22 protein-coding genes are annotated in these 23204 nt (G+C 72.5%); 10 read left to right on the top strand and 12 right to left on the bottom strand.

Going from position 1 to position 23204, the window contains the following annotated elements; translation table 11 throughout:
• Positions 1–47 precede the first annotated feature (47 nt).
• The 5 genes from AB0G20_RS12305 to AB0G20_RS12285 all read right to left on the bottom strand — a co-directional run bounded on the left by AB0G20_RS12305 (position 48) and on the right by AB0G20_RS12285 (position 6119).
• Positions 48–476: an OsmC family protein gene (locus tag AB0G20_RS12305; RefSeq protein WP_175435806.1), complete on the bottom strand. Its 429-nt coding sequence runs from the start codon at positions 474–476 to the stop codon at positions 48–50.
• A gap of 78 nt (positions 477–554) precedes the next feature.
• A complete protein-coding gene (locus tag AB0G20_RS12300; RefSeq protein ID WP_361299882.1) occupies positions 555–2348 on the bottom strand; it encodes a hypothetical protein in 1794 nt (597 codons plus the stop codon).
• The gene (locus tag AB0G20_RS12295) at positions 2345–3406 is read right to left on the bottom strand and encodes a MoxR family ATPase (RefSeq protein WP_361299879.1); all 1062 of its coding nucleotides are present in this window, start codon (positions 3404–3406) and stop codon (positions 2345–2347) included. The genes AB0G20_RS12300 and AB0G20_RS12295 overlap by 4 nt, the downstream gene beginning before the upstream one ends.
• Positions 3407–3504: 98 nt before the next feature.
• The gene (locus AB0G20_RS12290; RefSeq protein ID WP_361299876.1) at positions 3505–5583 is read right to left on the bottom strand and encodes a phage holin family protein; all 2079 of its coding nucleotides are present in this window, start codon (positions 5581–5583) and stop codon (positions 3505–3507) included.
• Positions 5584–5717: 134 nt separating this feature from the next.
• A complete protein-coding gene (locus AB0G20_RS12285; RefSeq protein ID WP_190903429.1) occupies positions 5718–6119 on the bottom strand; it encodes a hypothetical protein in 402 nt (133 codons plus the stop codon).
• An 84-nt stretch (positions 6120–6203) separates the two neighbouring features.
• On the opposite strand from AB0G20_RS12285, the gene AB0G20_RS12280 reads away from it, so the two are divergent.
• Positions 6204–6977 carry an MBL fold metallo-hydrolase gene (locus AB0G20_RS12280; RefSeq protein WP_361299873.1) on the top strand — a complete coding sequence of 258 codons (774 nt, stop codon included), beginning with the start codon at positions 6204–6206 and terminating at the stop codon, positions 6975–6977.
• 35 nt (positions 6978–7012) lie between these two features.
• Positions 7013–7651: a VTT domain-containing protein gene (locus AB0G20_RS12275; protein WP_361300912.1), complete on the top strand. Its 639-nt coding sequence runs from the start codon at positions 7013–7015 to the stop codon at positions 7649–7651.
• A gap of 2 nt (positions 7652–7653) precedes the next feature.
• On the opposite strand, the gene AB0G20_RS12270 is transcribed toward AB0G20_RS12275, so the two are convergent.
• From AB0G20_RS12270 to AB0G20_RS12255, 4 genes are all read right to left on the bottom strand, one after another.
• Positions 7654–8715 carry an MBL fold metallo-hydrolase gene (locus tag AB0G20_RS12270; RefSeq protein WP_361299870.1) on the bottom strand — a complete coding sequence of 354 codons (1062 nt, stop codon included), beginning with the start codon at positions 8713–8715 and terminating at the stop codon, positions 7654–7656.
• On the bottom strand, positions 8712–9959 hold the full coding sequence (locus AB0G20_RS12265; protein WP_361299867.1) for an aminotransferase class I/II-fold pyridoxal phosphate-dependent enzyme: 1248 nt from the start codon (positions 9957–9959) through the stop codon (positions 8712–8714). The genes AB0G20_RS12270 and AB0G20_RS12265 overlap by 4 nt, the downstream gene beginning before the upstream one ends.
• 165 nt (positions 9960–10124) lie before the next feature.
• Positions 10125–10814, bottom strand: a complete 690-nt coding sequence (locus tag AB0G20_RS12260; RefSeq protein WP_361299864.1) for a hypothetical protein — start codon at positions 10812–10814, stop codon at positions 10125–10127.
• A gap of 126 nt (positions 10815–10940) precedes the next feature.
• Positions 10941–11735 (bottom strand): RNA polymerase sigma factor SigF, encoded by a 795-nt coding sequence (locus AB0G20_RS12255; protein ID WP_361299861.1) that lies wholly within the window; start codon positions 11733–11735, stop codon positions 10941–10943.
• 240 nt (positions 11736–11975) lie between these two features.
• On the opposite strand from AB0G20_RS12255, the gene AB0G20_RS12250 reads away from it, so the two are divergent.
• The 6 genes from AB0G20_RS12250 to AB0G20_RS12225 all read left to right on the top strand — a co-directional run bounded on the left by AB0G20_RS12250 (position 11976) and on the right by AB0G20_RS12225 (position 18322).
• Positions 11976–13769: a thiamine pyrophosphate-requiring protein gene (locus AB0G20_RS12250; RefSeq protein ID WP_361299857.1), complete on the top strand. Its 1794-nt coding sequence runs from the start codon at positions 11976–11978 to the stop codon at positions 13767–13769.
• Positions 13770–14068: 299 nt separating this feature from the next.
• Positions 14069–14470, top strand: coding sequence for a DUF2795 domain-containing protein (locus AB0G20_RS12245; protein WP_361299854.1), 402 nt, complete (start codon positions 14069–14071; stop codon positions 14468–14470).
• A gap of 72 nt (positions 14471–14542) precedes the next feature.
• Positions 14543–14974, top strand: a complete 432-nt coding sequence (locus AB0G20_RS12240) for a CBS domain-containing protein (RefSeq protein WP_361300909.1) — start codon at positions 14543–14545, stop codon at positions 14972–14974.
• The gene (locus tag AB0G20_RS12235; protein WP_361299851.1) at positions 14971–15672 is read left to right on the top strand and encodes a diguanylate cyclase; all 702 of its coding nucleotides are present in this window, start codon (positions 14971–14973) and stop codon (positions 15670–15672) included. Before AB0G20_RS12240 ends, AB0G20_RS12235 begins: the two co-directional genes overlap by 4 nt.
• Positions 15673–15677: 5 nt before the next feature.
• The gene (locus AB0G20_RS12230) at positions 15678–16220 is read left to right on the top strand and encodes a type 1 glutamine amidotransferase domain-containing protein (RefSeq protein ID WP_361299848.1); all 543 of its coding nucleotides are present in this window, start codon (positions 15678–15680) and stop codon (positions 16218–16220) included.
• On the top strand, positions 16220–18322 hold the full coding sequence (locus AB0G20_RS12225) for a catalase (protein ID WP_361299845.1): 2103 nt from the start codon (positions 16220–16222) through the stop codon (positions 18320–18322). The genes AB0G20_RS12230 and AB0G20_RS12225 overlap by 1 nt, the downstream gene beginning before the upstream one ends.
• Before the next feature lie 87 nt (positions 18323–18409).
• Here the strand turns inward: AB0G20_RS12225 and AB0G20_RS12220 are convergent, their stop codons facing one another.
• Positions 18410–18697, bottom strand: a complete 288-nt coding sequence (locus AB0G20_RS12220) for a DUF6158 family protein (protein ID WP_361299842.1) — start codon at positions 18695–18697, stop codon at positions 18410–18412.
• 64 nt (positions 18698–18761) lie between these two features.
• Here AB0G20_RS12220 and AB0G20_RS12215 point away from each other — a divergent pair, with 64 nt between their 5' ends.
• Complete coding sequence (locus AB0G20_RS12215; RefSeq protein WP_361299839.1) at positions 18762–19862, top strand: Vms1/Ankzf1 family peptidyl-tRNA hydrolase; 1101 nt, start codon at positions 18762–18764, stop codon at positions 19860–19862.
• A gap of 13 nt (positions 19863–19875) precedes the next feature.
• Here the strand turns inward: AB0G20_RS12215 and AB0G20_RS12210 are convergent, their stop codons facing one another.
• Both AB0G20_RS12210 and AB0G20_RS12205 read right to left on the bottom strand, forming a co-directional pair.
• Positions 19876–21495: an ATP-binding cassette domain-containing protein gene (locus AB0G20_RS12210; protein ID WP_361299836.1), complete on the bottom strand. Its 1620-nt coding sequence runs from the start codon at positions 21493–21495 to the stop codon at positions 19876–19878.
• Between the two features lie 63 nt (positions 21496–21558).
• Positions 21559–22101, bottom strand: a complete 543-nt coding sequence (locus tag AB0G20_RS12205; protein ID WP_361299833.1) for an MOSC domain-containing protein — start codon at positions 22099–22101, stop codon at positions 21559–21561.
• A 245-nt stretch (positions 22102–22346) separates the two neighbouring features.
• Between AB0G20_RS12205 and AB0G20_RS12200 the strand changes: the two genes are divergently transcribed.
• The gene (locus AB0G20_RS12200) at positions 22347–23168 is read left to right on the top strand and encodes a class I SAM-dependent methyltransferase (RefSeq protein WP_361299830.1); all 822 of its coding nucleotides are present in this window, start codon (positions 22347–22349) and stop codon (positions 23166–23168) included.
• The last annotated feature ends 36 nt before the right edge of the window (positions 23169–23204 follow it).

Here is a 23204-nt window from a genome sequence, read left to right as displayed (position 1 = left end):
GGGCCGCCCGTGGTGGGCGGGCCCGCGCGACGGGGTGATGCGGCAGGTCAGGCGAGCTTGGCGGTCAGCGTGATGGGCGTGGCCTTGAGGGCCTGGCTGACCGGGCAGCCGACCTTGGCCTCGTCGGCGGCGGCCTGGAAGGCCTCCTCGTCGATGCCGGGGACGGTGCCCTCGACGGTGAGGTGGATGCCGGTGATGCCCTCGCCGGGCTGGAAGGTGACGTCGGCCGAGGTGATGAGCTTGGTGGGCGGCGTCCCGGCCTTGTTCAGGATGTTGGAGAAGGCCATGGAGAAGCAGCTGGAGTGGGCGGCCGCGATCAGCTCCTCGGGGCTGGTCTTGCCGTTCGCCTCCTGGGCGCGCGAGGCCCACGTGACCGGCTGCTCGCCGATGGCACCGGAGGAGTCGAAGGTGACGACACCGTTGCCCTCGAGCAGGTTGCCTTCCCAGACGGTGTGTGCGGAGCGCGTGGTAGCCACGAGTTCTTCCTTTCGCGTACGGACTCGCGTGCGGGCCCGTCGCCGGGCCCCGTGTCCCCCATCCGATCACACTACGGCTCAACTCACGCGAAAGACCTCCCCTCTCGCGGTGAACGGCAGCCGCGCTCCCTGCGGAATCAGGTACGCGTGCTCGCGCCGCACGCGCAGGACGTCGCACCAGCCGTCGGTGATGATCAGGACGGGCGCGCCGGGCGGGAAGTCGTCGGCGCGGTGCAGCAGGTCGATGCCGGGTTGCAGGACGGTGCCGCCGCGGCCGTGGACGCGGACCCGGTCGGCGATCTCGGTCACGGGCAGGTAGCCGGCGTCGTGCGGGGCGGCGTCGCAGAACACGACCCGGGCCGCCGGCACGTCCCGCGCCCCGGCGTAGGAGGCGATGGCGCCCAGGGCCTTGCCGAGCAGGACGCGGTTCATGGAACCGGAGGTGTCCAGGACGACTCCGAAGGTGCAGCGGGCGATCTCCTCGGGCGGGAAGTACCGTCCGGCACGCGGAATATCGGGGGTGGCCGCCTGGCGCCGCGAGGGGCGGGCGTAGGAGCGGACGGGCTCGGGGCGGGGCACGAACTCGTCGAACCAGCGGGCCAGTCGGGCGTCCCAGGGCAGCGGCGGATGGCTGAGCGCGCGGATCTCCTCGACCAGACCGCCGGGCAGGAAACCGCGCTCCTGCCGCTGGTGCAGGTCGAGGCCCTGGGCGAGGCCGCGGCGGTAGAAGGCGTCGAGGTCGACGTAGTCGCGGGGCGAGCCCAGCGGGCCGCCGAGGATGTCCCCGACCCCCTTGCCGCGCAGGGTGGCCAGCCGGCGTTTGCGGCGCAGGTCGCCGGCGATGCGGTCGTAGACCTCCTCGGCGGACAGGCCCGCGAGCTCAGGGTCGTACAGCAGCCCGTCGGGCATGGCGCCGACCTGCATCTCCCTCAGCCAGCCATTGATGACGTAGTCGCAGGCCACGTTGAAGAGGTACGGATCGCGGGTGCCGCAGCGGTCGCCGTGGCGCAGGGCGGCGTGCAGCATCTCGTGGGCGAGGACGAACCGCCACTCCTCGTCGTCGAACCCGCGCAGCGGGTTGATGTAGATCTCGGCCGCCGCGGCATCGACCGCCGCGATGGCGATGCCGTGGGCGCGGGCGAGTTCGGCGTCGGCGACGAGCTTGATGCCGGACGCGATGCCGCCGAGCAGCGGGTAGGAGGAGATGAACCAGCTCAGGGCCCGCTGCCAGGGGCGCAGCCGGGGCGCCTCGCCGTCCAGGCTGTCGCGGCGGCCGCCCGCCATGTCCATCGCGGCGGACACGGTCCGGGTCAGGGCGGTGGCGAAGGCCAGCTGCCAGTCGGGCGGCTGGGACCAGCCCACCCAGCTCACCAGCAGCTGGTCGGGCTCGTCACCGGCCGTGCCGCAGCGCCCGTACACGGCGGGCAGTCCGTCGCGGCGCCAGCGGGCGGCGAGCTGCTCCTCGTCGCCGTCCGGGTAGGAGGCGGGCAGATGCTCGGGGGTCTCGCCGATGCTGAATCCGAGCAGGAAGCGGTTGACGACGACGCAGCGGGCGGCGAGGTCGTAGCGGTCGGGCTGGACGCGTTCGCCCTTGACCGCCGGGACGTGCCCGAAACCGAGGTGGAGGACGGCGTGGGCGAGCGCCCAGGCCCAGGCGGCGGGCTCGGCGAGGCGCAGGGGGTGGACGTGCAGATCGCCGTCGGAGTCGACGGTCACGAGCCCGTCGCGGGGCGCGAAGCGGCACTCCTCGTGGCGGCAGACGTCGAACTCCACCGCTGCGAGGGCGGGGTTGGCCCTCATCAGCCGCATCCCCTCGGCGAAGGCCTCGCCCGCGAGGTCCCGCTTCTTCTTCTTGGCGGGGCTCCGGCTCACCGGCGGGCCTCCACCAGCCGGGGCATGTCCCGCGCCGCCTCGACGAGGAACCAGGAGGGCAGCACGGGGTTGCCGTCGCTGTCGGAGGCGATGACGGTCTGGGCGACCTCGACGGAGATCTCGGCGAGCTGCACCAGCAGGGACTTGGCGCGGTAGGCGGTCTGCCGGCCGTTCGCGGACATGTGGTCCTTGCTCACGGGCAGTTCCTTGACCAGGCGGCCGCGGAAGGACTCGGCGAGGTAGTAGAGCAGGTCGCGGTCCTCCGGCCGGTTCGGCCAGCGGGCGTCGCCCCTGACGATGGCCTCGATGCCGTACCGGCTGCGGACGACCTTGACGTAGCCGCAGAAGGCGGTCGCGTGAGCCGGGGTCAGCGTGCCGTGCGCGAGGACCTTCAGGGTCTCCTCGTCGAGGTCCCGGCCGAAGGAGTGCAGGGCGTCGGAGAGCATGTGCCAGGAGCGGGGCGTGGAGAACGGCTCCTCGCTCTTCGGCGGCTTGGACCACAGGTGGTCGGGCCGGTCGGTGAGGTGGTCCACGATCCAGGGGTGGATGCCGTTGCTCCCGGCCCAGGTCAGCCAGTCCTTCGCGGAGGCCTCCAGGTGCACGTGCGCGAGGCGGTTGACGAGCGCGGAGGCGATGGGCCGGGCGAGGGCGTTGTCGGTGGCGCGGTTCCCGGCGCCGATGACGATCGAGCCCTTCGGCAGCTCGTAGTTGCCGATCCGGCGGTCCAGGATCAGCGAGTAGAACGCCTTCTGCACATCCGGTGTGGCCGCGTTGAGCTCGTCCAGGAAGAGGCAGTACGGCTCGTCCCGGGCGATCGTCTCCGGCGGGCAGAACACCGAGCGGCCGTCGCGGATCTGCGGGACGCCGATGAGGTCCTCGGGGGCGAGCTGGGTGCCCAGCAGGCTCACGCACTCCAGGCCCAGCGACTCGGCGAAGTTCCGTACCAGGGAGGACTTTCCGATGCCGGGAGCGCCCCAGATGAAGACCGGCCGGACGGTGGCCAGGCCGAGCAGCAGGTCGGGAATGCGGGCGGGCGTGACGGTGACGGCTGCCTGCAAAGCAGCAACTCCTCAAGGGGTGTTCGAGAGGGACGCGCAGGTGTGCGGTGTCCGGCACGAACAGTGTGGGCGTACGGCCCTGCGGGCGCAGCCGATTTTCAGGCGGCGCGCTCCTCCTCGGTGGCCTCCAGCGGCACCTGCGGTCCGTTCGACTCGCGCAGCCAGCGCCGCAGCACCCGGTGCACGTGCTCGGCGCCGACGAGTTCCTCGCCCTCGCCGACCGGTGCGGAGACGCCGAGCGGGGACAGCAGGAAGGGTCTGCCCTGGGCACCGCCGAGGCCCCCGTGGGAGCCGATCTGCTCCTCGAAGGCGAGGACTTCGCCGTCGGCCGGGTCGTGGAAGGAGTTGACCATGATGTCGGCGGTGTGCGGGAAGGAGTGCGTACGGCGTACCGCGTCGGCGGCGCCCGGCCCGAACGGGGCGAGCGGGCCCGGGTTGTCGTCGAGGTCGGCCAGTGGGATCTCGGCGCCGTACGCGCCGAGGACGACACCGCCGTGCTCGTCGCTGCGGACCAGCAGGAAGCCTATGCCGGGGTGGTTGGCGAGGGTCGGCAGCAGCGCGGGGTGGCTGGCGTCGATCTCCTCCTTGCTCATCCGGTGCGTGATGTGGGGGAAGGAGACCAGACCGAGGTTGCCGGAGGCCAGCACGATCGGTTCCGAGTCACGCGCGGGGCGGTGCTGCTCGCCGCCCTCCTCGACCGGGAAGCGCAGCGCGGCGCGCACGGCGGCGCGGGCCTCCGCCCCGCTGCGGGTGCGCTCCGCCCTGCGCGGTACGGGCATGCCGCAGCCGGCCCGCACCAGGTCTTCGAGGGTGAGGCCGTAGCGGGAGCGGAAGGTCTCGCCCGGGCTCTGGCCGTGGTCGGACAGCACGACGATCCGGTACGGGCGCGGGGCGTGCTCGGCGACGTTCTCGATCAGGGCGAGCGAGCGGTCGAGGCGTTCGAGGACCTTCTGCGCGTCGCGGCTCGCCGGGCCGGAGTGGTGGGCGACCTCGTCGTAGGCCACCAGGTCGGCGAAGACGGCCGTGCGGCCGACGAGCATGTCGCCCGTCACCGCGGCGACGACGACGTCCCGCTCGACGACCGTCGCGAAGGCCCGGATGAGGGGATAGAGGCCGCCGCGGGCGACACGGGGGCGTTGCTTGCGCAGGCGCGCCCGGGTGGACTGGCCGATCTCCCGGCCCACCTCGGCGATGAAGGAGAGCGCGGTCCGTACGGCGTTGGCCGGGTCGGAGAAGTAGGCGAAGTAGCCGTCGCGGGAGCGGTTCTCGCGGCTGCGGCGGCGGGCGGCGATGGACAGCACGAGGGCCTGCTGGTCGGCGCCGCCGCTGAACAGGTTGCCGCGGCTGGCGCCGTCGACGGTGAGCAGCCCGCCGTGCCCCGCGTACTCGACGGCGCGGCGCTGGAGTTCGACAGCGCTGGTGGGGCGGTTGCAGACGACCACCTCGCCGGTGTCCTTCTCGTACCAGCGGAAGGCGGGGACGTCGTGGTTGCTGCCGTGCAGGATGCCGAGCTGGCTGGCGCCGGTCTGGCTGGACCAGTCGGTGCGCCAGGGGGTGAGCCGGTGACTGGGGCGGCCGCCGTCGCCTATGTCGAGCCAGCGGGCGACGGTGGGCATCAGGCCCTTGCCGACCGCGTCGAGCAGGGTGTCGTGGCCGACGCCGTCGAGCTGCACGAAGACCGTGCCGGGGGCGGCGGGGCAGGACGGTCCGGACCGGCGGCGGCGGCGGTCGGAGAGGCGGTACAGCCTGCGGCGGTAGGCGTCGTCGTCCCGCACGGCCAGGGCGGCGCCGGTCGCGGACGCCACGGCGGACATCACGGCGGCGACCACGACGGCGGTCTCCGGCGCGGCGGTGCCGCGCTCGGCCGGGTTGAGGTGCAGGGCGAGCAGCAGCAGGGCGCCGTTGAGGAAGAACACCAGCAGCCCCAGCACGAGCGCCGGGACGAGGAGCAGCAGCCGGACGAGCAGCGGCCACACCACGGCCGACAGCAGACCGAAGGCGCCGGCACCGAAGGCGGCCGTGACGGCGATGTCGGTCGCGCTGTCGCCGTTCTCCGAGCGGAGCCGGAAGTCCGGGAGGATCCCGGCGAGCACGAGCATGGTGACGGTGGAGACCGCCCACACGGCGACGCTCCGTCCCACCTGACTGGCGACCCGCCGCCACCGCACGCCCCGCACGCCCCGCCACCTCACGTCCCTGGCCCGCAGCCGTCGCGGGCCCTCCCCCACAGTGTCTCAACGCCCGGTCGGGCCTTTTCGTCCCCAGGTCACACCCGTGTTCGTCCCCAGGTCACACCCGTGAGCGACGACTGTCAGCGACCGTCGTAGCCGGCCGTCGGCATCGACAGCCGCCGGTGTACGCAGGCCTTCATCGCCGCGTCGTACGCAGGCTCCGCATGCCCCGCCGTCTCGACGCGTACACCGCGCCGGGCGCACTCGGCGGTGAACTCCTCGACGGAGGCGAGCGCGCTCTCCAGGACCCGCCGGCTGGGCGCGACGAACAGGTCGAGTCCGGGCCGGACGCCGTCCCACAGCGCGCCGTGGTCCGGCCGCAGCCCCCGGACCAGTAACTCGCGGCTGACCACGTAGCCCCGCTCGGCGGCCCAGCGGGCGCACATCGCGTGCTGACTGCGGGAATCGACCAGGAACGGGTCGTCGTCCAGTTCCTCGAGCGGCGTCAGACTCGCGATCGCCGTGACCCGCACCGGCACCATGGCGTCCCCCCTCACCTCCGGTTTCGCCGCCGACCCTACTCCTGCACGTAGGCTTCGGGGGAGTCGCGCGAAGGAGGCAAAGAAGTGCCGGTGGAGATCACCTGGTGGGGTCACGCCACTTGCACCGTCGAGGACTCGAACGTGCGCGTGCTCACGGATCCCCTGTTCGCACGCCGGCTCGCGCACCTGCGGCGCCGGCGCGGAGCGCTGCCGCCCCCGGGCGCCCCGCACGCGGACGTGGCCCTGGTGTCGCATCTGCACGCCGACCATCTGCACGTGCCGTCGCTGATGCGGCTCGCTCCGGGCACGCGCCTGCTCGTGCCCCGGGGCGCGCGCCGGGCCGTGCCGAGTCTGCGCCGGCTCGCGCACCTGCGGGTGAGCGAGGTGGCCCCCGGGGACGAGATCCCGGTCGGCGACATCGTCGTACGGGCCGTGCCCGCGCGGCACGACGGGCGGCGGATGCCGTTCGGACCGCACCGCTCCCCCGCTCTCGGCTACGTCATAGCCGGCGAGGCCCGGACGTACTTCGCCGGGGACACGGGGCTGTTCGACGACATGGCCGAGGAGGTCGGGCCGGTCGAGGTGGCGCTGCTGCCGGTGGGCGGCTGGGGGCCGTACCTGGGCGAGGGGCACCTGGACGCGGGCCGGGCGGCGCAGGCGCTGGCACGGCTGGCGCCGCGCAGTGCGGTGCCGGTGCACTACGGCACGTACTGGCCGATCGGCATGGACGCCGTGCGCCCCCACGAGTTCCACGCGCCGGGGGACGAGTTCGCCCGACTGGCGGCCCGGCACGCTCCGGCCGTGACGGTGCACCGGCTCGGGCACGGGGAGAGCGTGCGCCTGGAGGTGGCTCGGTGAGCTGGTCCGCGCTCGTGGCGCCGAACGGTGTGCACCTGCTCGCGGCGTCGGCCGTCACGCCGGTGTCGCTGGTTCCGGAGTCCACGCAGCAGGCGATCGGGTATCCGACGCTCTTTCTGCTGGTGCTGGCCGGGGCGCTGGTGCCGGTGATTCCGACGGGGGCGCTGGTGAGTTCGGCGGCGGTGGTCGCCGTGCACCAGACGGCGCCGTTCGCGCTGGCGATGGTGTTCGTGACGGCGTCACTGGCGGCGTTCCTGGGCGATGCGGCGCTGTACTGGCTCGGGCGGCGCGGGCTGAAGTCGAAGAACGGGTCGCGGTGGCTGGAGGCGCTCCGGTCGCGGGCACCGGAGGACCGGCTGGAACAGGCGCAGGAGAAGCTCGCCGCACACGGAGTCGCGGTGCTGGTGCTGTCCCGGCTGGTGCCGGCGGGGCGCATTCCGGTGATGCTGGCCTGTCTGCTGGCGGAATGGCCGATGCGGAGGTTCTCCCGGGGGAACCTGCCGGCGTGTCTGGCCTGGGCCGTGACGTATCAGTTGATCGGCATCCTCGGGGGGTCGCTGTTCGCCGAGCCGTGGGAGGGCGTGGTGGCGGCGATCGCGCTGACCGTGCTGATCAGCGCGGTGCCGGCCGTGGTGCGCCGGGTGCGCAGTTCCGCGCGCTCCGCGCGCTCCTGAGGTCAGTCCCCGGACAGCACGCGTGAGGCGCCCACCGGCATGTCCCAGAGGTTCTCGCGGGGCAGGCCCGCCTTCTGCCATGCCGCTCGCACGCGCGTCAGGGGCTCCATGACCGGTTCCGCCGACAGGACGAACGTCGCCCAGTGCATGGGGGCCATCCGGCTCGCGCCCAGGTCCTGGGCCGCACGGACCGCTTCCTCCGGGTCGCAGTGGACGTCACGGAGCCACCAGCGCGGGTCGTAGGCGCCGATGGGCAGCAGGGCCAGGTCGATGCCGGGGTAGCGACGGCCGATGCGGGAGAACCAGTGGCCGTAGCCCGTGTCGCCGGCGAAGTAGACGCGTTGGCCGTCCTGGTCGGTGAGGACCCAGCCGCCCCACAGGCTGTGGCAGGTGTCGGTGAGGCTGCGCTTGGACCAGTGGTGGGACGGGACGAAGTCGAAGCGGACGCCGTCCAGTTCGGCCGCCTCCCACCAGTCGAGTTCCGTCACGCGCGTGAAGCGGCGGCGGTGGAACCAGCGGGCGAGCCCGGCCGGGACGAACACCGGGGTGTCGCGCGGGAGGCGGCGGAGCGTGGGCGCGTCCAGGTGGTCGTAGTGGTTGTGGCTGATGACGACGGCGTCGACGCGCGGCAGGTCCTCCCAGGGGACGCCCACGGGGGTGATGCGGGCCGGGGTGCCGAGGATGCGGCGGGACCACACCGGGTCGGTGAGGACGGTCAGTCCGCCGATGCGCAGCACCCAACTGGCGTGTCCCGCCCACGTGACCGCGACGGTGCGGGCGTCGACGCGGGGCAGCGGGGCCGGGGCGTAGGGCAGCCGGGAGATGTCCGCGAGGCCTTCCGGGCCCGGTCTCACCGCCCCCTCGCGGGCGAAGCGGGCCATGGCCTTCAGGCCCGGGAGCGGCGCGGTCAGCCGGTCGTGGAAGGTGCGCGGCCACACCCGCCGCTCGGCCAGCGGCCGGGGTTCGGCCAGGGGCGGATACGGGGGTGCGAGGGGTGACGGGAGCGCGGGCTCGTCGGAGTCCCGGGTGGTCGTGCTGGTGGTCGACTCGGACTGCTGCGTCATCGAGGAGGCTCCCATCGCTGAGCGTCGTCGCGGAGATCGTCGAAGACCGACTTCAGTCGGATCAACGCGCGTTGCACCTGCGGCAGTTCCAACGGCGTGGGTGAGGTGAGGCATTCCGCGCGTTCCGTGTCGGAGCCGGCCACCAGTGCGCCGGTGGAAAGCCGCACGCGCGGGGCTTCGAGGTCGTCGCCGAAGCGGTGCCCGCCCGGGGCGGGCATGCCGAGGCGTGCGGTGAGGTAGTCCTCCAGTTCCTGTGCGTCGCCGACTCCGTGCGCGGCCAGCGCGGGGCCCAGCGGGGCCAGGTCCACGTACAGGTGGCGGCCGGACCGTGGGGGCCGGGCGAGGGCGCCCGCGGCGATGACGGCGGAGTGCGCCTCGGCGGCCAGGAGCGCGTGCAGGCGCACGGCGGCCGCCGTGCGCGTCGTGACGGCTTCCGGCTCGCCCAGGGCGTACGCGGCCGCCGCGGCGATGGGAGCGGCGACGCGGGCGTCGAGGGCGGTGAGGACGTCGAGCACGCGCGCGTGGAGGTCCTCGCCGTCCTCCCCGGCCGGGAAGCGGGCCACGGCGGCCGGCCAGCCGGGCGGGAGCAGGGCCCCGGCCAGGTCGGTGACGACGGTGACCCGGTCGGGCACCATCTCGGCGGGGCTGAGCAGCACGGTGTCACGCGGTTCGTGCAGGGTGTCGCGCCAGGTCTCATCGCTGACCAGCTGCAGGCCCTCCCCCTGCGCGGCCTCGATGGTCTCGTGCAGCAGTTCGGGAGGGGCGACGGTCGCCGTGGGGTCGTCGGCGACGGACAGCACGAGCAGGCGCGGGTCGCCGCCCTCGGCACGCACCCGGCGCACGGTCTCCAGCAGGGCGTACGGGTCGGGAACACCGCCGCTCTCCGGCGGGGTGGGCACATGGAAGGCGGGGCGTCCCAGCAGGCGTGCGTACGGCGCCCACCAGGCGGCGCAGGGCCTCGGCACGAGGACGTCGCCGCCGAGGGCGGCGGTCAGTGCCAGGAGCAGGGCGGGTGAGCCGGGGGCGGCGGCCACCCGGTCCGGGTCGCAGTGCAGTCCGCGCCGGTCCCAGTAGCCGCAGGCGGCTTCGCGCAGTGCCCGGCCGCCGCCGACCGGCTCGTGGTCGCCCCGGGACGCCGCGGCGGCGAGCACCGCGGACAGCTCCGGCAGGACGGGCAGCCCGTCCTCGGGGAGCGGCGGCCCGAACCGGACGGGGCCGTGACCTTCCGGGGCCGTCCGCCGCATCCGTACCTCCGCAGTGCCAGTGCCTGGTGCCGCCGTGCTGTGCCACCCACGCCACTGAGTACCCAGGGGGCCACCGCCCCATGGGCGCCCGGCCGGGTTGTGACGGTCACAGCATGAGCGGGGCCGGGCCGGGGAAACCGGGTCCTTCCGGGTCGGTGGGGCGGGTCAGCGGTAGGGGTCGCTCTCCCGGTTGCGCAGCCGGTGCACGGCGGCACCGAACGCGCCCGCGATCAGCAGCCCGCCCGCGACCAGGGCCGGCACGGAGTCGGTGAAGGCGCCGCCGTCACCGGCCCGCACCCCGCGCTGGACCGTCGCCGTGCCGCACTCGGAGTGGTGCGGTTCGCGGTGGTGCGAGGGCTCGGGGCAGGGCTTGTGGGTGGGCTTGTGGGTGGGTTGGTGCGTGGGCTGGTGCGACGGCTTGTGGGGCCCGGAGCCGTGGGTCACGGTGAACGTCGCGCTCCACGGCTTGCCCTCGCCGCCGGGTGCGGCCGGACAGGTGCCGTCGACGGTCCACGCCGAGTCCTCCCCCGAGGCGTCCGGATCGCCCTCGAAGTTCTCCGCGGAGGCGATGAGGGCCGTGCCGCGGTAGGCGGGTCCGGACACCTCGTCGTCGTTGCCGGTGACCCGTTGCAGCGGCACCGTGCCCTCGTCGAAGGCCTGCGAGGTGGCGTCGACGGTGTCGGGCGGCGACCCGCCGGTCGGATCACAGCTGACCGAGACGGTGAGCGTGCCTCCGGGCTGGACGCTGGCGGGACTGACCTCGGCGGCCGGTTCGGCGAAGACGGCCGGCGCGAAGCCCACCAGGGCTGAGCCGGCCAGGACGGCGACGGACAAGGCGTGCAGGCTGCGGCGCATCGAGGGGACTCCTTCGGTAGTCATACCCCTCTGCCATGACAGCCCGCCCCCGGCAGCCCCGCGCGAAACCGGACCCCATTAGCGGGACAGCGCCCGCCAACCGGGTGACGGCGGAGCCGGCCCGCCTCAGGCCACGTCCCGCATCACCTGCTCCCGCACCCGCCCGCAGCACCTGCTGATCAGCCGGGACACGTGCATCTGCGAGATCCCCAGCTCCTCGGCGATCCGGCTCTGCGTCATGTCCCCGAAGAACCGCATGTACAGAATCGCCCGCTCCCGCTCGGGCAGCGCCGCCAGCCGGGCCTTCACGGACTCACGGTCGACGACCGCGTCCAGCGCCGGGTCGTAGGACCCCAGCGCGTCGCTCAGGGAGTACCCGTCCTCGCTGCCGGGCAGCTCCGCGTCCAGGGACAGCGCCGTGAAGCTCTCCAGCGCCTCCAGGCCGGCCCGGACGTCCTCCTCGCTCATGTTCGCGTGCTCGGCGATCTCGGCCACGGTGGGCCGGCGCCCGGAGATGGTCTGGGACAGGTCCTGGCTGGCGAAACGCACACGGTTGCGCAGGTCCTGGACGCGGCGGGGTACGTGAAGGGTCCACATGTGGTCCCGGAAGTGGCGCTTGATCTCGCCGGTGATGGTGGGCACGGCGTAGCTCTCGAAGGCGTTGCCGCGCTCGGGGTCGTACCGGTCGACGGCCTTGACCAGGCCGAGGGCCGCGACCTGGCGCAGGTCGTCGAAGCTCTCGCCGCGGCTGCGGAAGCGTCCGGCGAGGCGGTCCGCCATGGGCAGCCAGGCCTCGACGATCTCGTCGCGGAGCGCGTCGCGCTCCGGACCGGCGGGCATCGAGGTGAGCCCGCGGAAGGCCTCGGCGGTGTCGGGGGCGTCGTCGTGGGGGTGCCGTTTCGTGCTGGATCGGGTCTGCATGATGCGTCGCAATTCCCTTGAAAGTGCTTTGGGTTGGACGGGTCTCCGCGGGAGCGCATCCGCTGCGGGACAGGGCGCCGGTGGCGGCTCGCTGGGCCGCTCCCACGGACGTGCCTCCTGTCCGAAGCACTGAGGTGCGCCTGCCCCGGGCCCCCACCCGCAAACCCGGAGAGGTTTTCCGCCGTCGCGCAGGGTGACTCGTACCGCTGGGTCTGTCCCCATACGTCCGGGAGGTCGTACATGAGCACCAAGGTCGCCGACCATGTCCTGCAGAGGCTGCGCGAGTGGGGAGTGGAGCAGGTCTTCGGCTATCCCGGCGACGGCATCAACGGCCTGCTCGCCGCGTGGGGCAGGGCCGGGAACGAGCCGCGTTTCGTGCAGTCGCGGCATGAGGAGATGTCCGCGTTCCAAGCGGTCGGCTACGCAAAGTTCAGCGGCCGTATCGGGGTGTGCGCCGCGACGTCGGGTCCGGGCGCGATCCATCTGCTGAACGGCCTGTACGACGCCAAGCTGGACCATGTGCCGGTGCTGGCGATCGTCGGCCAGACGGACCGCACCGCGATGGGCGGCTCCTATCAGCAGGAAGTCGACCTGCACACGCTGTACAAGGACGTCGCCTCCGAGTTCGTGGAGACGGTGACGGTGCCGGAGCAGCTGCCGAACGTGCTGGACCGGGCGATCCGCACCGCGTACGCGCGCCGCTGCCCGACCGCGGTCATCATCCCCGGCGATGTGCAGGAGCTCGACTACGCGCCGCCGACGCACGAGTTCAAGATGGTGCCCTCCAGCCTGGACCGCAGCTCGTGGACGGCGGTGCCGTCCGACGACTCGGTGCGGCGGGCCGCCGAGATCCTCAACTCCGGTGACAAGGTGGCGATCCTGGTCGGCCAGGGCGCGGCCGGCGCGCGGGCCGAGGTGGAGCGGATCGCCGAGCTGCTCGGCGCGGGCGTCGCCAAGGCGCTGCTCGGCAAGGACGTCCTCAGTGACGAACTGCCGTACGTCACCGGCTCGATCGGCCTGCTGGGCACCCGCCCGTCGTACGAGCTGATGCGGGACTGCGACACGCTGCTGACCATCGGGTCGTCGTTCCCGTACAGCCAGTTCCTGCCGGAGTTCGGCAAGGCGCGGGGTGTGCAGATCGACATCGATCCGCACATGGTCGGGATGCGCTACCCGTACGAGGTGAACCTGGTCGGTGACGCGAGGGCCACCCTGGAGCGGCTGATCCCGCTGATCGAGGAGGGGCGCGGGCGCGAGTGGTACGACACCGTGTGCGACAACGTGACGCGCTGGCGTGAGGTCATGGAGCGCCGGGCGGGGCTCGACGCCGATCCGATCAACCCGGAGTACGTGGCCCACGCGCTGGACCGGGTGTTGCCGGACGACGCGATCGTCACGTCCGACTCGGGCTCCGCGGCGAACTGGTACGCGCGGCACCTGACCATGAAGCCCGGCATGCGCGGCTCGCTCTCCGGCACGCTGGCGACGATGGGCTGCGGGGTGCCGTATGTGATCGGCGCGAAGTTCGCGCACCCGGACCGGCCCGCGATCGCGCTGGTCGGGGACGGGGCGATGCAGATGAACGGAATGGCGGAGCTGATCACGGCGGCCAAGTACCGGCATCTGTGGGAGGACCCGCGGCTGGTGATCGCGGTGTTCAACAACCACGATCTGAATCAGGTCACGTGGGAGATGCGGGCCATGGAGGGCGCGCCGTCGTTCCTGCCCTCGCAGGAGCTTCCGGACGTGCAGTACGCCGCGTTCGCCCGTTCCCTCGGTCTGACCGGCATCCGGGTGGAGAAGCCGGAGGACGTCGAGGCGGCCTGGCGGGCCGCGCTGGAGGCGGACGGCCCGGCGGTGGTCGAGTTCCTGACCGATCCGGCCGTCCCGCCGATCCCGCCGCACGCGACCTGGGACCAGATGGAGGCGACCGCCGCGTCGATCCTGAAGGGCGACGCGGACCGGGGATCGATGGTCAAGCGGGGCTTCAAGGCGAAGGTGCAGGAGTTCCTGCCGGGGCGGGAGAAGAAGTGACCGCCGCGGAAGCGGGGGGTGCGCCGGCCGGTTCGCGCCGGTCGGCGTCCTCCTGCGGCAGCAGCAGTTCCTCGTAGCGGCCAAGCACCAGCACCACTCCGAGCATGAGCAGCGGGATGAGCACAGCGAGCATCGCCATGACGGGTCCTTCCCCAGAAGTGTGTGGGGGGGTGCAGTGCGGGTCTCCCGCAGGGCATGGCGCAAACCAGTAGGGACGGCGGCGATCGGGCTCGCGGAACCTGTGTCGCCTTCCGGTGTTCGGGTACGCGGTGCGGGCCCCCGAACGTCTGGAGGGAGACATGCAGCGAGGCAGCAACCGGCTGAGCGTCCACCGGGACGACGAGATGAAGCACGAACTGCAGGGTCTGCTCAGGTCAGGGCACCCCACGCGCAGTGAGGAGTGGCACGACCCGGAGCCGGCCGCCGAGGACGACCCCGAGGTCGCTCACGGGCCGGTGACGCCGAGCCGTGCGCCGACGTCCCTGGAGTCGGTGCGACTGGAGCTGGCCCGGATCCTGGGCCGCAGGGCGTTCCCCGCGACCGCGCGTGAGCTGGCCCGCGAGCTGCGCGGCCACCAGGCGCCCGACGCACTCGTCGAGGCCCTGGAGGGACGGCCGCGCCAGGAGCGCTACGGCACCGTCCAGGAGCTGGCCGAGACCCTGACCCGGACCCGAGAGACCGGGCCGGAGGAGTACGCGTAGGAACCGCGTCGGGGGCATCGCGGCAGACCGCGGTGCCCCCGCCGACCTGGGAACGGAGGGAAGGCTCCCGTGGTGGCCGAGTACGTCAAGGACGTGATGACAGCGGGTGTGGTCGCCGTGCGCCCGGACGCCTCGCTCGTCGAGGCGGCGCAGTTGATGCGTACGCAGAACATCGGCGATGTGGTGGTGGCCGAGGGGCAGGACGTGATCGGTGTGCTCACCGACCGTGACATCACCGTGCGGGCCGTCGCCGACGGCGCCGACCCGATGACGGTCAGCGCGCAGACGGTGTGCACCCGCAATCCGGTGACGGTGACGCCGGACGACCGGGTGGCGACCGCGGTGACGCTGATGCGCGAGCACGCGGTGCGCCGGCTGCCGGTGGTGGAGAACGGACTGCCGGTCGGGGTCGTGAGCCTCGGTGACGTGGCCGAGGCCGAGGACCCCGCGTCGGCGCTCGCCGACATCAGCCGGGCCGAGCCCGACGCCCGGGGTGGTGCATGAGCACGGACCAGGCGAAGCGGATCAGCGCCACCGGCGCCACCGTGGACGTCGGTGACGCCACGACCCGGTACCTGCTCTACGGGCTGCTGCCCAGCTGGTTCGTGCCCGGCGTGGCCGACTGGGTGATGCACCGGCGGACCCGCATCGAGGACACCGCGGGCACCAAGGAGTCCTTGATCCACTCGTTGATGATGGCCGAGGTCGGCATCCCGATCGCGCTGACACTGCGCTACGAGGTCAATCCGCTGCTGCTGAGCGTGCAGCTGGGCGGAGCCGCGGTGCACGAGGCGACGGCGCTGTGGGACGTCCGTACGGCCGTCGACAGCGAGCGCGACGTCAAGCCGATCGAGCAGCACATCCACAGCTTTCTCGAATCGCTGCCGTTCGGGGCGCTGGCCGCCCTGATGTGCCTGCACGCCGACCAGGTGAAGTCGCTGCTGCGCGGCGGCGGGGGCGATCCCGACGCGTGGCGCCTGGTGCCGCGCCGGCGGCCCCTGTCGCGCGGCTACCTGGCGGGCATCGCCGCCGCGATCGGCACATGCGTGCTGCTTCCGTACGGCGAGGAACTGCTGCGGTGCGTACGCGCGAGCCGCAGGCGCAGGAAGAACGAGAAGAACGAGAAGAACGAGAAGTACGAGAACGACGCGAGGAGCGACGCGGCGCACTGGAGCGCCGCCCGCTCCGGGAAAGGACGTTGAACATCATGCGTATCGCGTTTCTGGTCGCTCCCGAGGGCGTCGAGCAGGTCGAGCTGACCGATCCGTGGCAGGCCGCGAAGGACGCGGGCCATGAGCCCGTGCTGGTGTCGACGCAGCAGGGCGAGATCCAGGCCTTCAACCACCTCGACAAGGCGGACACGTTCCCCGTGGACGAGGTCGTGGGCGACACCTCGCCGGACTCGTTCGGTGCTCTCGTGCTGCCGGGCGGCGTCGCCAACCCGGACTTCCTGCGGATGGACGACAAGGCCGTCGCGTTCGTCCGGGACTTCTTCGAGCACGGCCGGCCCGTGGCGGCGATCTGCCACGCGCCGTGGACGCTGGTCGAGGCGGACGTCGTACGCGGCCGGGAGCTCACGTCCTGGCCGAGCCTGCAGACGGACATCCGCAACGCGGGCGGCACCTGGGTCGACAAGCAGGTCAAGGTCTGCGACCACGGGGCGAACAAGCTGATCACCAGCCGCAAGCCGGACGACCTGAAGGCGTTCTGCGAGACCTTCCTCGACGTCTTCGCCGAGGAGGCCGCCTGATGGCCTCTCCCGCCGACCGCAAGCAGGAACAGCGCGAGGCGTCCAAGGCGGACGATCCGGCCGGCGGGCCGCTCACCACCGACCAGGGCGTCGAGGTGGACCACACCGACGACTCCCTGGCGGCGGGCGAGCGCGGTCCGACCCTGATGGAGGACTTCCACTTCCGGGAGAAGCTCACCCGCTTCGACCACGAGCGGATCCCGGAGCGGGTGGTGCACGCGCGGGGCGCGGGCGCGTACGGGTATTTCGAACCGTACGAGTCCTGCGCGGAGTTCACCCGCGCGGCGTTCCTCCAGGATCCGTCCGTGCGGACACCCGTGTTCGTGCGGTTCTCGACCGTGCAGGGCCCGAAGGGTTCGGCGGACACCGTGCGGGACGTGCGCGGCTTCGCGACCAAGTTCTACACGTCGGAGGGCAACTACGACCTGGTCGGGAACAACTTCCCGGTCTTCTTCATCCAGGACGGCATCAAGTTCCCGGACTTCGTGCACGCGGTGAAGCCCGAGCCGCACAACGACATCCCGACGGGCGCGTCCGCGCACGACAGCCTGTGGGACTTCGTGTCGCTCCAGCCCGAGACGCTGCACGCGATCATGTGGCTGATGTCGGACCGGGCGATCCCGCGCAGCTACCGCATGATGCAGGGCTTCGGCGTGCACACCTTCCGGTTCGTGAACGCCGAGGGCCGCGGCACGTTCGTGAAGTTCCACTGGAAGCCGAAGCTGGGCGTGCACTCGCTGGTGTGGGACGAGGCCCAGGAGTGCCAGGGCCGGGATCCGGACTTCAACCGGCGTGACCTGTGGGACGCGATCGAGGCGGGCGAGTACCCGGAGTGGGAGCTGGGTGTGCAACTCGTGCCGGAGGAGGACGAGTTCGCCTTCGACTTCGATCTGCTCGACCCGACGAAGATCATCCCGGAGGAGCAGGTGCCGGTGCGGCCGATCGGCCGGATGGTGCTGGACCGCAACCCGGAGAACTTCTTCGCGGAGACCGAGCAGGTCGCCTTCCACACGGCCAATGTGGTGCCCGGCATCGACTTCACCAACGACCCGCTGCTCCAGGCCCGGAACTTCTCCTACCTGGACACCCAGCTGATCCGGCTCGGCGGGCCCAACTTCTCGCAGCTGCCGGTGAACCGGCCGGTGGCGCCGGTGCGCAACAACCAGCGGGACGGCTACCACCAGAGCGCGATCCACTCCGGGACGAACTACTCCCCGAACTCGCTCGGCGGCGGCTGCCCGGCCCACGCCGGGGCCGGCGGCAGCGCCTACACCCATTACGCCGAACGGGTGGACGGGCACAAGATCCGGCGCCGCAGCCCCAGCTTCCAGGACCACTACAGCCAGACCGCGATGTTCTGGAACAGCATGACGGACTGGGAGCGGCAGCACATCGTGGAGGCGTTCCGGTTCGAGCTCGGCAAGGTCGGCGCGATGACCGTGCGGGCCCGTACGGTGGAGCACCTGGCCAAGGTCGACGGGGAGCTGGCCGCGCGGGTGGCGCGGGGCATCGGGATCCCCGAGCCGTCCGGTGCTGGGGCCCCGTACAAGCAGGCCTCCCCCGCCCTCAGTCTCGAGTCGCTGCGCGGGGACGGTTCGATCCGGACCCGGCAGATCGCGGTGCTCGTCAGCGACGGGGTGGACGCCGGGCAGGTCACCTCCGTGCGGGAGCGGCTGGCCGCCGAGGGGGCGATCGTCGAGGCGCTGGCCGCGACGGACGGCACGATCACCGGTGCCGACGGTGAGACCTACGCGGTCGACCGTGCGCTGCCGACCGTGGCGTCCGTGCTGTACGACGCCGTGCTGCTGCCCGGCGGGCCCGTCGGCACCCCGCCGGCGGCGGCCGACCCGGACATGCTGCGGTTCGTGCGGGACGCCTACCGGCACGGCAAGCCGGTCGGCGCGCTCGGCTCGGGCGTGGGGATCCTGGCGGCGCTGGAGCCCGAGGGGCTCGGGCTGTCGACGGAGTTCCATCGGGTGGTCGCGGACCAGGGCGTCGTGACGGACACGTCGCCGGGGCCGGCGAGCGAGGAGTTTCTGGACGCGTTCGTGACGGCCGTCGCCGGGCATCGCCACTGGGGGCGGCCGGCGGTACGGCGCTGAGCTGCGGGGCCGGGCCGGTCGCTGCCGGTCCGGTCCGTGCGGCGCGGGTGCGCGTCGGTGCTGTTCGGGTCGCGTCCTTCGAGGGGCTCAGGTGCCGGGGGCCGTGGGAGTCGCCGACTCCCCGCTCCCCCGCTCCCGGGCCCCTTCGCGTGTGCGGCCCGCGGACACCAGGCGGCCCGGGTTGCGGCGCAGGTACTCGCCCTCGAGCTGCGCCATGCGCTCGTTGTGGGCGCGCAGCGCGTCGTTCGAGCCGTAGAGCAGCGTGTCGTGGCGCGTGCGGTGGATGGTCTCCAGCTCTTTCATGAGCTGCTGGTCGTCCAGCCGGTCAGGGTCCACTCCGGTCATCGTGTCGCCCCGCTCGTCGTGTTCGTTCATGCGGTCCGGGTACCCGCCCCCGGAGCAACTGAGCACTACCCCCGAGCGGCATCCGGGAGGAATCATGGATCTCGCCTTTCTGCACCCACTGTACGAACACCCCGGGCCTTGGGCCTCCGTGTACGTCGACACCTCACGGCACTCGGAGGGCACTCCCCACGAGCGGGAGCTGACGGCCCAGGCGATGGCCAGGGAGCTGGCCGCGCAGGGGGCGGACGAGGCGACCTGCCGGGCCGTGCAGAGCGCGATCGAGGAGTTGCGGCACTCCTCCGAGCCGCACGGCCGGGCCCTGTTCGCGCGGGCCGGCGAAGTCGTTCTCGACCCGCCGCTGGTCCGTCCCCCGCAGGGCGGTGACTGGGCCGAATGGGCGCCGCTGCCGCGGGTCGCGCCGCTGCTGGAGCTGGCCGGGGAGGACCCGGTGTGCGTGGTGGCGTACGTCGACCGCAAGGGCGCGGACTTCGAGCTGCGCAACGCGCTGGGCCGGGAGGACGCCGGGAGCGTCACCGGGCGGCAGTGGCCGGTGCACCGGACGAGTTCCGCGGACTGGTCCGAGCGGCATTTCCAGCTGCGGGTGGAGAACACCTGGGAGCACAACGCCGCGGAGATCGCCGACGCGCTCGCCGTGTGCCAGGAGGAGACCAAGGCGGACCTGCTGATTCTCGTCGGCGACGACCGGGAGCGGCGGTCCGTGCACGAGCGGCTGCCCAAGCGGCTGCACGGCATGGTGGTCGAGGCGCCGCACGGCACCGGCAGCCGGCTGCTCGACGAGGACGTCGAGCGGGCCCGGGCCGAGCACGTGGGGCGGCAGGCCGAGGCGGAGCTGGAGCGGTTCCGTGCCGCCCGGACCGCGGACGACGAGGGCCGGGCCGGGGCCGTCGAAGGCGTGCCCGCGCTGGTCGAGGCGGCGCGGGAGCACCGCATCGACGAGCTGCTGATCAGGGTGGACGGGCCCGACTCGCACCGTGAGGTGTGGATCGGGGAGGACCCCGACCAGCTCGCGGTGCGCCGGACGGACCTGAAGGTCCTGGGCGAGCAGCACTCGTGGCCGGCCCGGGCGGATGACGCGCTCATCCGTTCCGCGGTGGCCACGGACGCGCCGGCGCTGTCGGTTTCCGAGCGGGAGGTTCCCGTCGGCGGCCTGGGGGCGCTGCTGCGCTGGAAGTGACCGGGAGCGGGCCCTAGCGGGCCCGCTCCACCCTTCGTTCGTCCCAGACCGGGTCCGGGGTCTCCCGGACCCGGCCGTCGCTGCCGAAGACCAGGAAACGGTCGAAGGAGCGGGCGAACCAGCGGTCGTGGGTGACCGCGAGTACGGTCCCGTCGAAGGCCTCCAGACCCTCCTGGAGCGCCTCGGCGGACTCCAGGTCCAGGTTGTCGGTCGGCTCGTCCAGCAGCAGCGCCGTCACGCCTTGGAGCTCCAGCAGGAGGATCTGGAAGCGGGCCTGCTGGCCGCCGGAGAGACGCTCGAAGGTCTGCTCCGCCTGCTGGGTCAGCTCGTAGCGGCGCAGGCGTGACATCGCGGCGCCGCGGTCCTGTGCGTGCTCCTTCCACAGGATGTCGAGGAGCGTGCGGCCCTCCAGCTCCGGATGCGCGTGCGTCTGCGCGAAGTGACCGGGCACGACCCGGGCGCCCAGCTTCCAGTCCCCCGTGTGCGCGACGCCGTCGCCGGCGAGGAGGCGCAGGAAGTGGGACTTGCCGGAGCCGTTGGAGCCGAGGACGGCGACGCGCTCGCCGTAGAAGACCTCCAGGTCGAAGGGCTTCATCAGACCGGTGAGCTCCAGGTTCGCGCAGGTGACCGCCCGGACGCCGGTGCGGCCGCCCTTGATCCGCATCTTGATGTCCTGCTCGCGCGGCGGCTCCGGGGGCGGGCCGACCTCCTCGAACTTGCGCAGGCGGGTCTGGGCGGCCTGGTAGCGGGAGGCCATCTCATGGCTGACCGCCGCGGCCTGACGCAGGTTCAGGACGAGCTTCTTCAGCTGCGCGTGCTTCTCGTCCCACCGCTTGCGCAACTCCTCGAAGCGGGCGAAGCGTTCACGCCGGGCGTCGTGGAAGGTGGCGAAGCCGCCGCCGTGCACCCAGGCGTCGGCACCGGCGGGCCCGGGCTCCAGGGAGACGATCTTCTCGGCGGCGCGGGCGAGGAGTTCGCGGTCGTGGGAGACGAACAGGACCGTCTTGCGGGTCTCCTTGAGCCGTTCCTCCAGCCAGCGTTTGCCGGGGACGTCGAGGTAGTTGTCGGGCTCGTCGAGAAGCAGCACCTCGTCGGTGCCGCGCAGCAGGGCCTCCAGGACGAGACGCTTCTGCTCGCCGCCGGAGAGGGTGCGGACCTCCCGGAACTGCGCCTTGTCGTACGGCACCCCGAGCGCGGCCGTCGTGCACATGTCCCACAGCGTCTCGGACTCGTAGCCGCGGGCCTCGGCCCAGTCGGCGAGGGCCTGCGCGTACGCCAGCTGGGCGGCCTCGTCGTCGACGGTCATGATCGCGTGCTCGGCGGCGTCCACCGCGCAGGCCGCCTCGCGGATGCGGGGCGTCGCGACGGACACGAGCAGGTCCCGGACGGTCGTCTCGTCGCGTACGGATCCCACGAACTGCCGCATGACCCCGAGCCCGCCACCGACGACGACGGACCCGCCGTGCGGCTTGACCTCACCGGCGAGCATCCGGAGCAGGGTGGTCTTCCCGGCGCCGTTGGGCCCCACGAGGGCCACCACGGCCCCCTCCCCCACCCGGAACGAGACGTCACCCAGCAGCGCCCTTCCATCGGGCAGGTAGTACTCCAGATGCGCGGCTTCGAGGTGTCCCATGTGCGCGATTCTGTGGGGGCGCGGGGGTCCGGGGCAAACGGGTTTCGGATCTGCGGGTGCCGGTCAGACCCGTTCCAGCGGCCGGTGGGGCTCGCTGGGGAGCTCCGCCTCGATCGCGTCGCCGGGCCGCACCACGCCGCCCTCGCGCACCACGCTCATGATCCCGGCCTTGCGCACGATGTTCCCCGCCTCGTCGCGTCCGACGACCTGCTTCAGCAGCCCGTCCTGGAAGAGGTCGATCTGCAGGCAGGGGTTGCGCAGCCCGGTGACCTCCAGGACCGCGCTGTCGCCGATGCGCAGCAGCGTGCCGGTCGGCAGTCCGAGCAGGTCGATGCCCCGGGTGGTGATGTTCTCGCCGAGTTCGCCGGGCGCCACCTCGAACCCGTCCTCGCCGACCTCGGCGAAGAGCTCCTCGTGGATGAGATGGACCTGGCGCAGGTTCGGCTGGGTGGGGTCCTGCGCGACGCGAGAGCGGTGCTTGACCGTCACCCCGGCGTGCACGTCGCCCTCCACCCCGAGCCCGGTGAGCAGCGTGATGCTGTCCCGGTTCGGCTTGATGAACGAGTACTCCCCGTTGCTGCTGACCGCCGTCACGTGCCCGCTCATCTCTCGGTTCCCCCTGTTTCGGTGATGATGATCAGACACGAGCCTGCCCCCGGACCGCCGGTGTGTCCACCCCCTCCGGGTAACCCGCCCCGCCTGACGATCTCCCCGAAGCGCTGACCGTGTACCGGCCGATCGCGGGCTACTGACACTCCGTCAGTCCACATGGCAGGATACGGGTCTCAATATGCGGCGCTGCTGCGTACGGTGATCTCACGCCGACCCGACCGGAAGGGGTGGGATCCGCCATGCCGGAACCCCGGGAGACCGCCGTCTACACCCACGGGCACCACGAGTCCGTACTGCGCTCGCACACCTGGAGGACCGCCGCCAACTCGGCCGCGTACCTGCTGCCTTCGCTCAAGCCCCACATGAGGATCCTGGACATCGGCTGCGGACCTGGCACGATCACCGCCGACCTGGCGGAGCTCGTGCCCGACGGGCAGGTCACCGGCGTCGACCGGGTGCCGGACATCCTGGAACAGGCTCGCGCCACGGCGGCCGCCAGGGGGCTGGCCAACATCGACTTCGCGGTCGCCGACGTGCACGCCCTGGACTACCCGGACGACACCTTCTGCGTGGTCCACGCCCACCAGGTGCTCCAGCACGTGGGCGACCCGGTGCGGGCGCTGCGCGAGATGAAGCGGGTCGTCAAGCCCGGCGGGATCGTCGCCGTGCGGGACGCGGACTACGCGGCCATGACCTGGTATCCGGTGTCCGAGGGACTCGACACCTGGCTGGACCTCTACCGCCGGGTCGCCCGGGCCAACGGCGGTGAGCCGGACGCGGGGCGCCGGCTCAAGGCCTGGGCGCTGGAGGCCGGGCTCAGGGACATCACGGCGAGCTCCGGCACCTGGACCTTCGCCACGCCGCAGGAGCGGGCCTGGTGGAGCGGACTGTGGGCCGACCGCACCCTGGCGTCCGCCTACGCGGACCGGGCCCTGGAGGGCGGCCACGCCGACGAGGCGCGACTGCGCGGCGTGGCCGAGGCCTGGCGGGAATGGGGCACGCGGGAGGACGGGTGGTTCAGCGTGCTGCACGGCGAAATTCTCTGCCGCAAGGACGCCTGAAACACCATTTACGGGACACTATAAAAGCAGGAGGTT

This window comes from Streptomyces sp. NPDC024017 (assembly GCF_040638895.1).
Taxonomy (GTDB): domain Bacteria; phylum Actinomycetota; class Actinomycetes; order Streptomycetales; family Streptomycetaceae; genus Streptomyces.
This window is presented reverse-complemented; position numbering and strand designations above follow the sequence as displayed.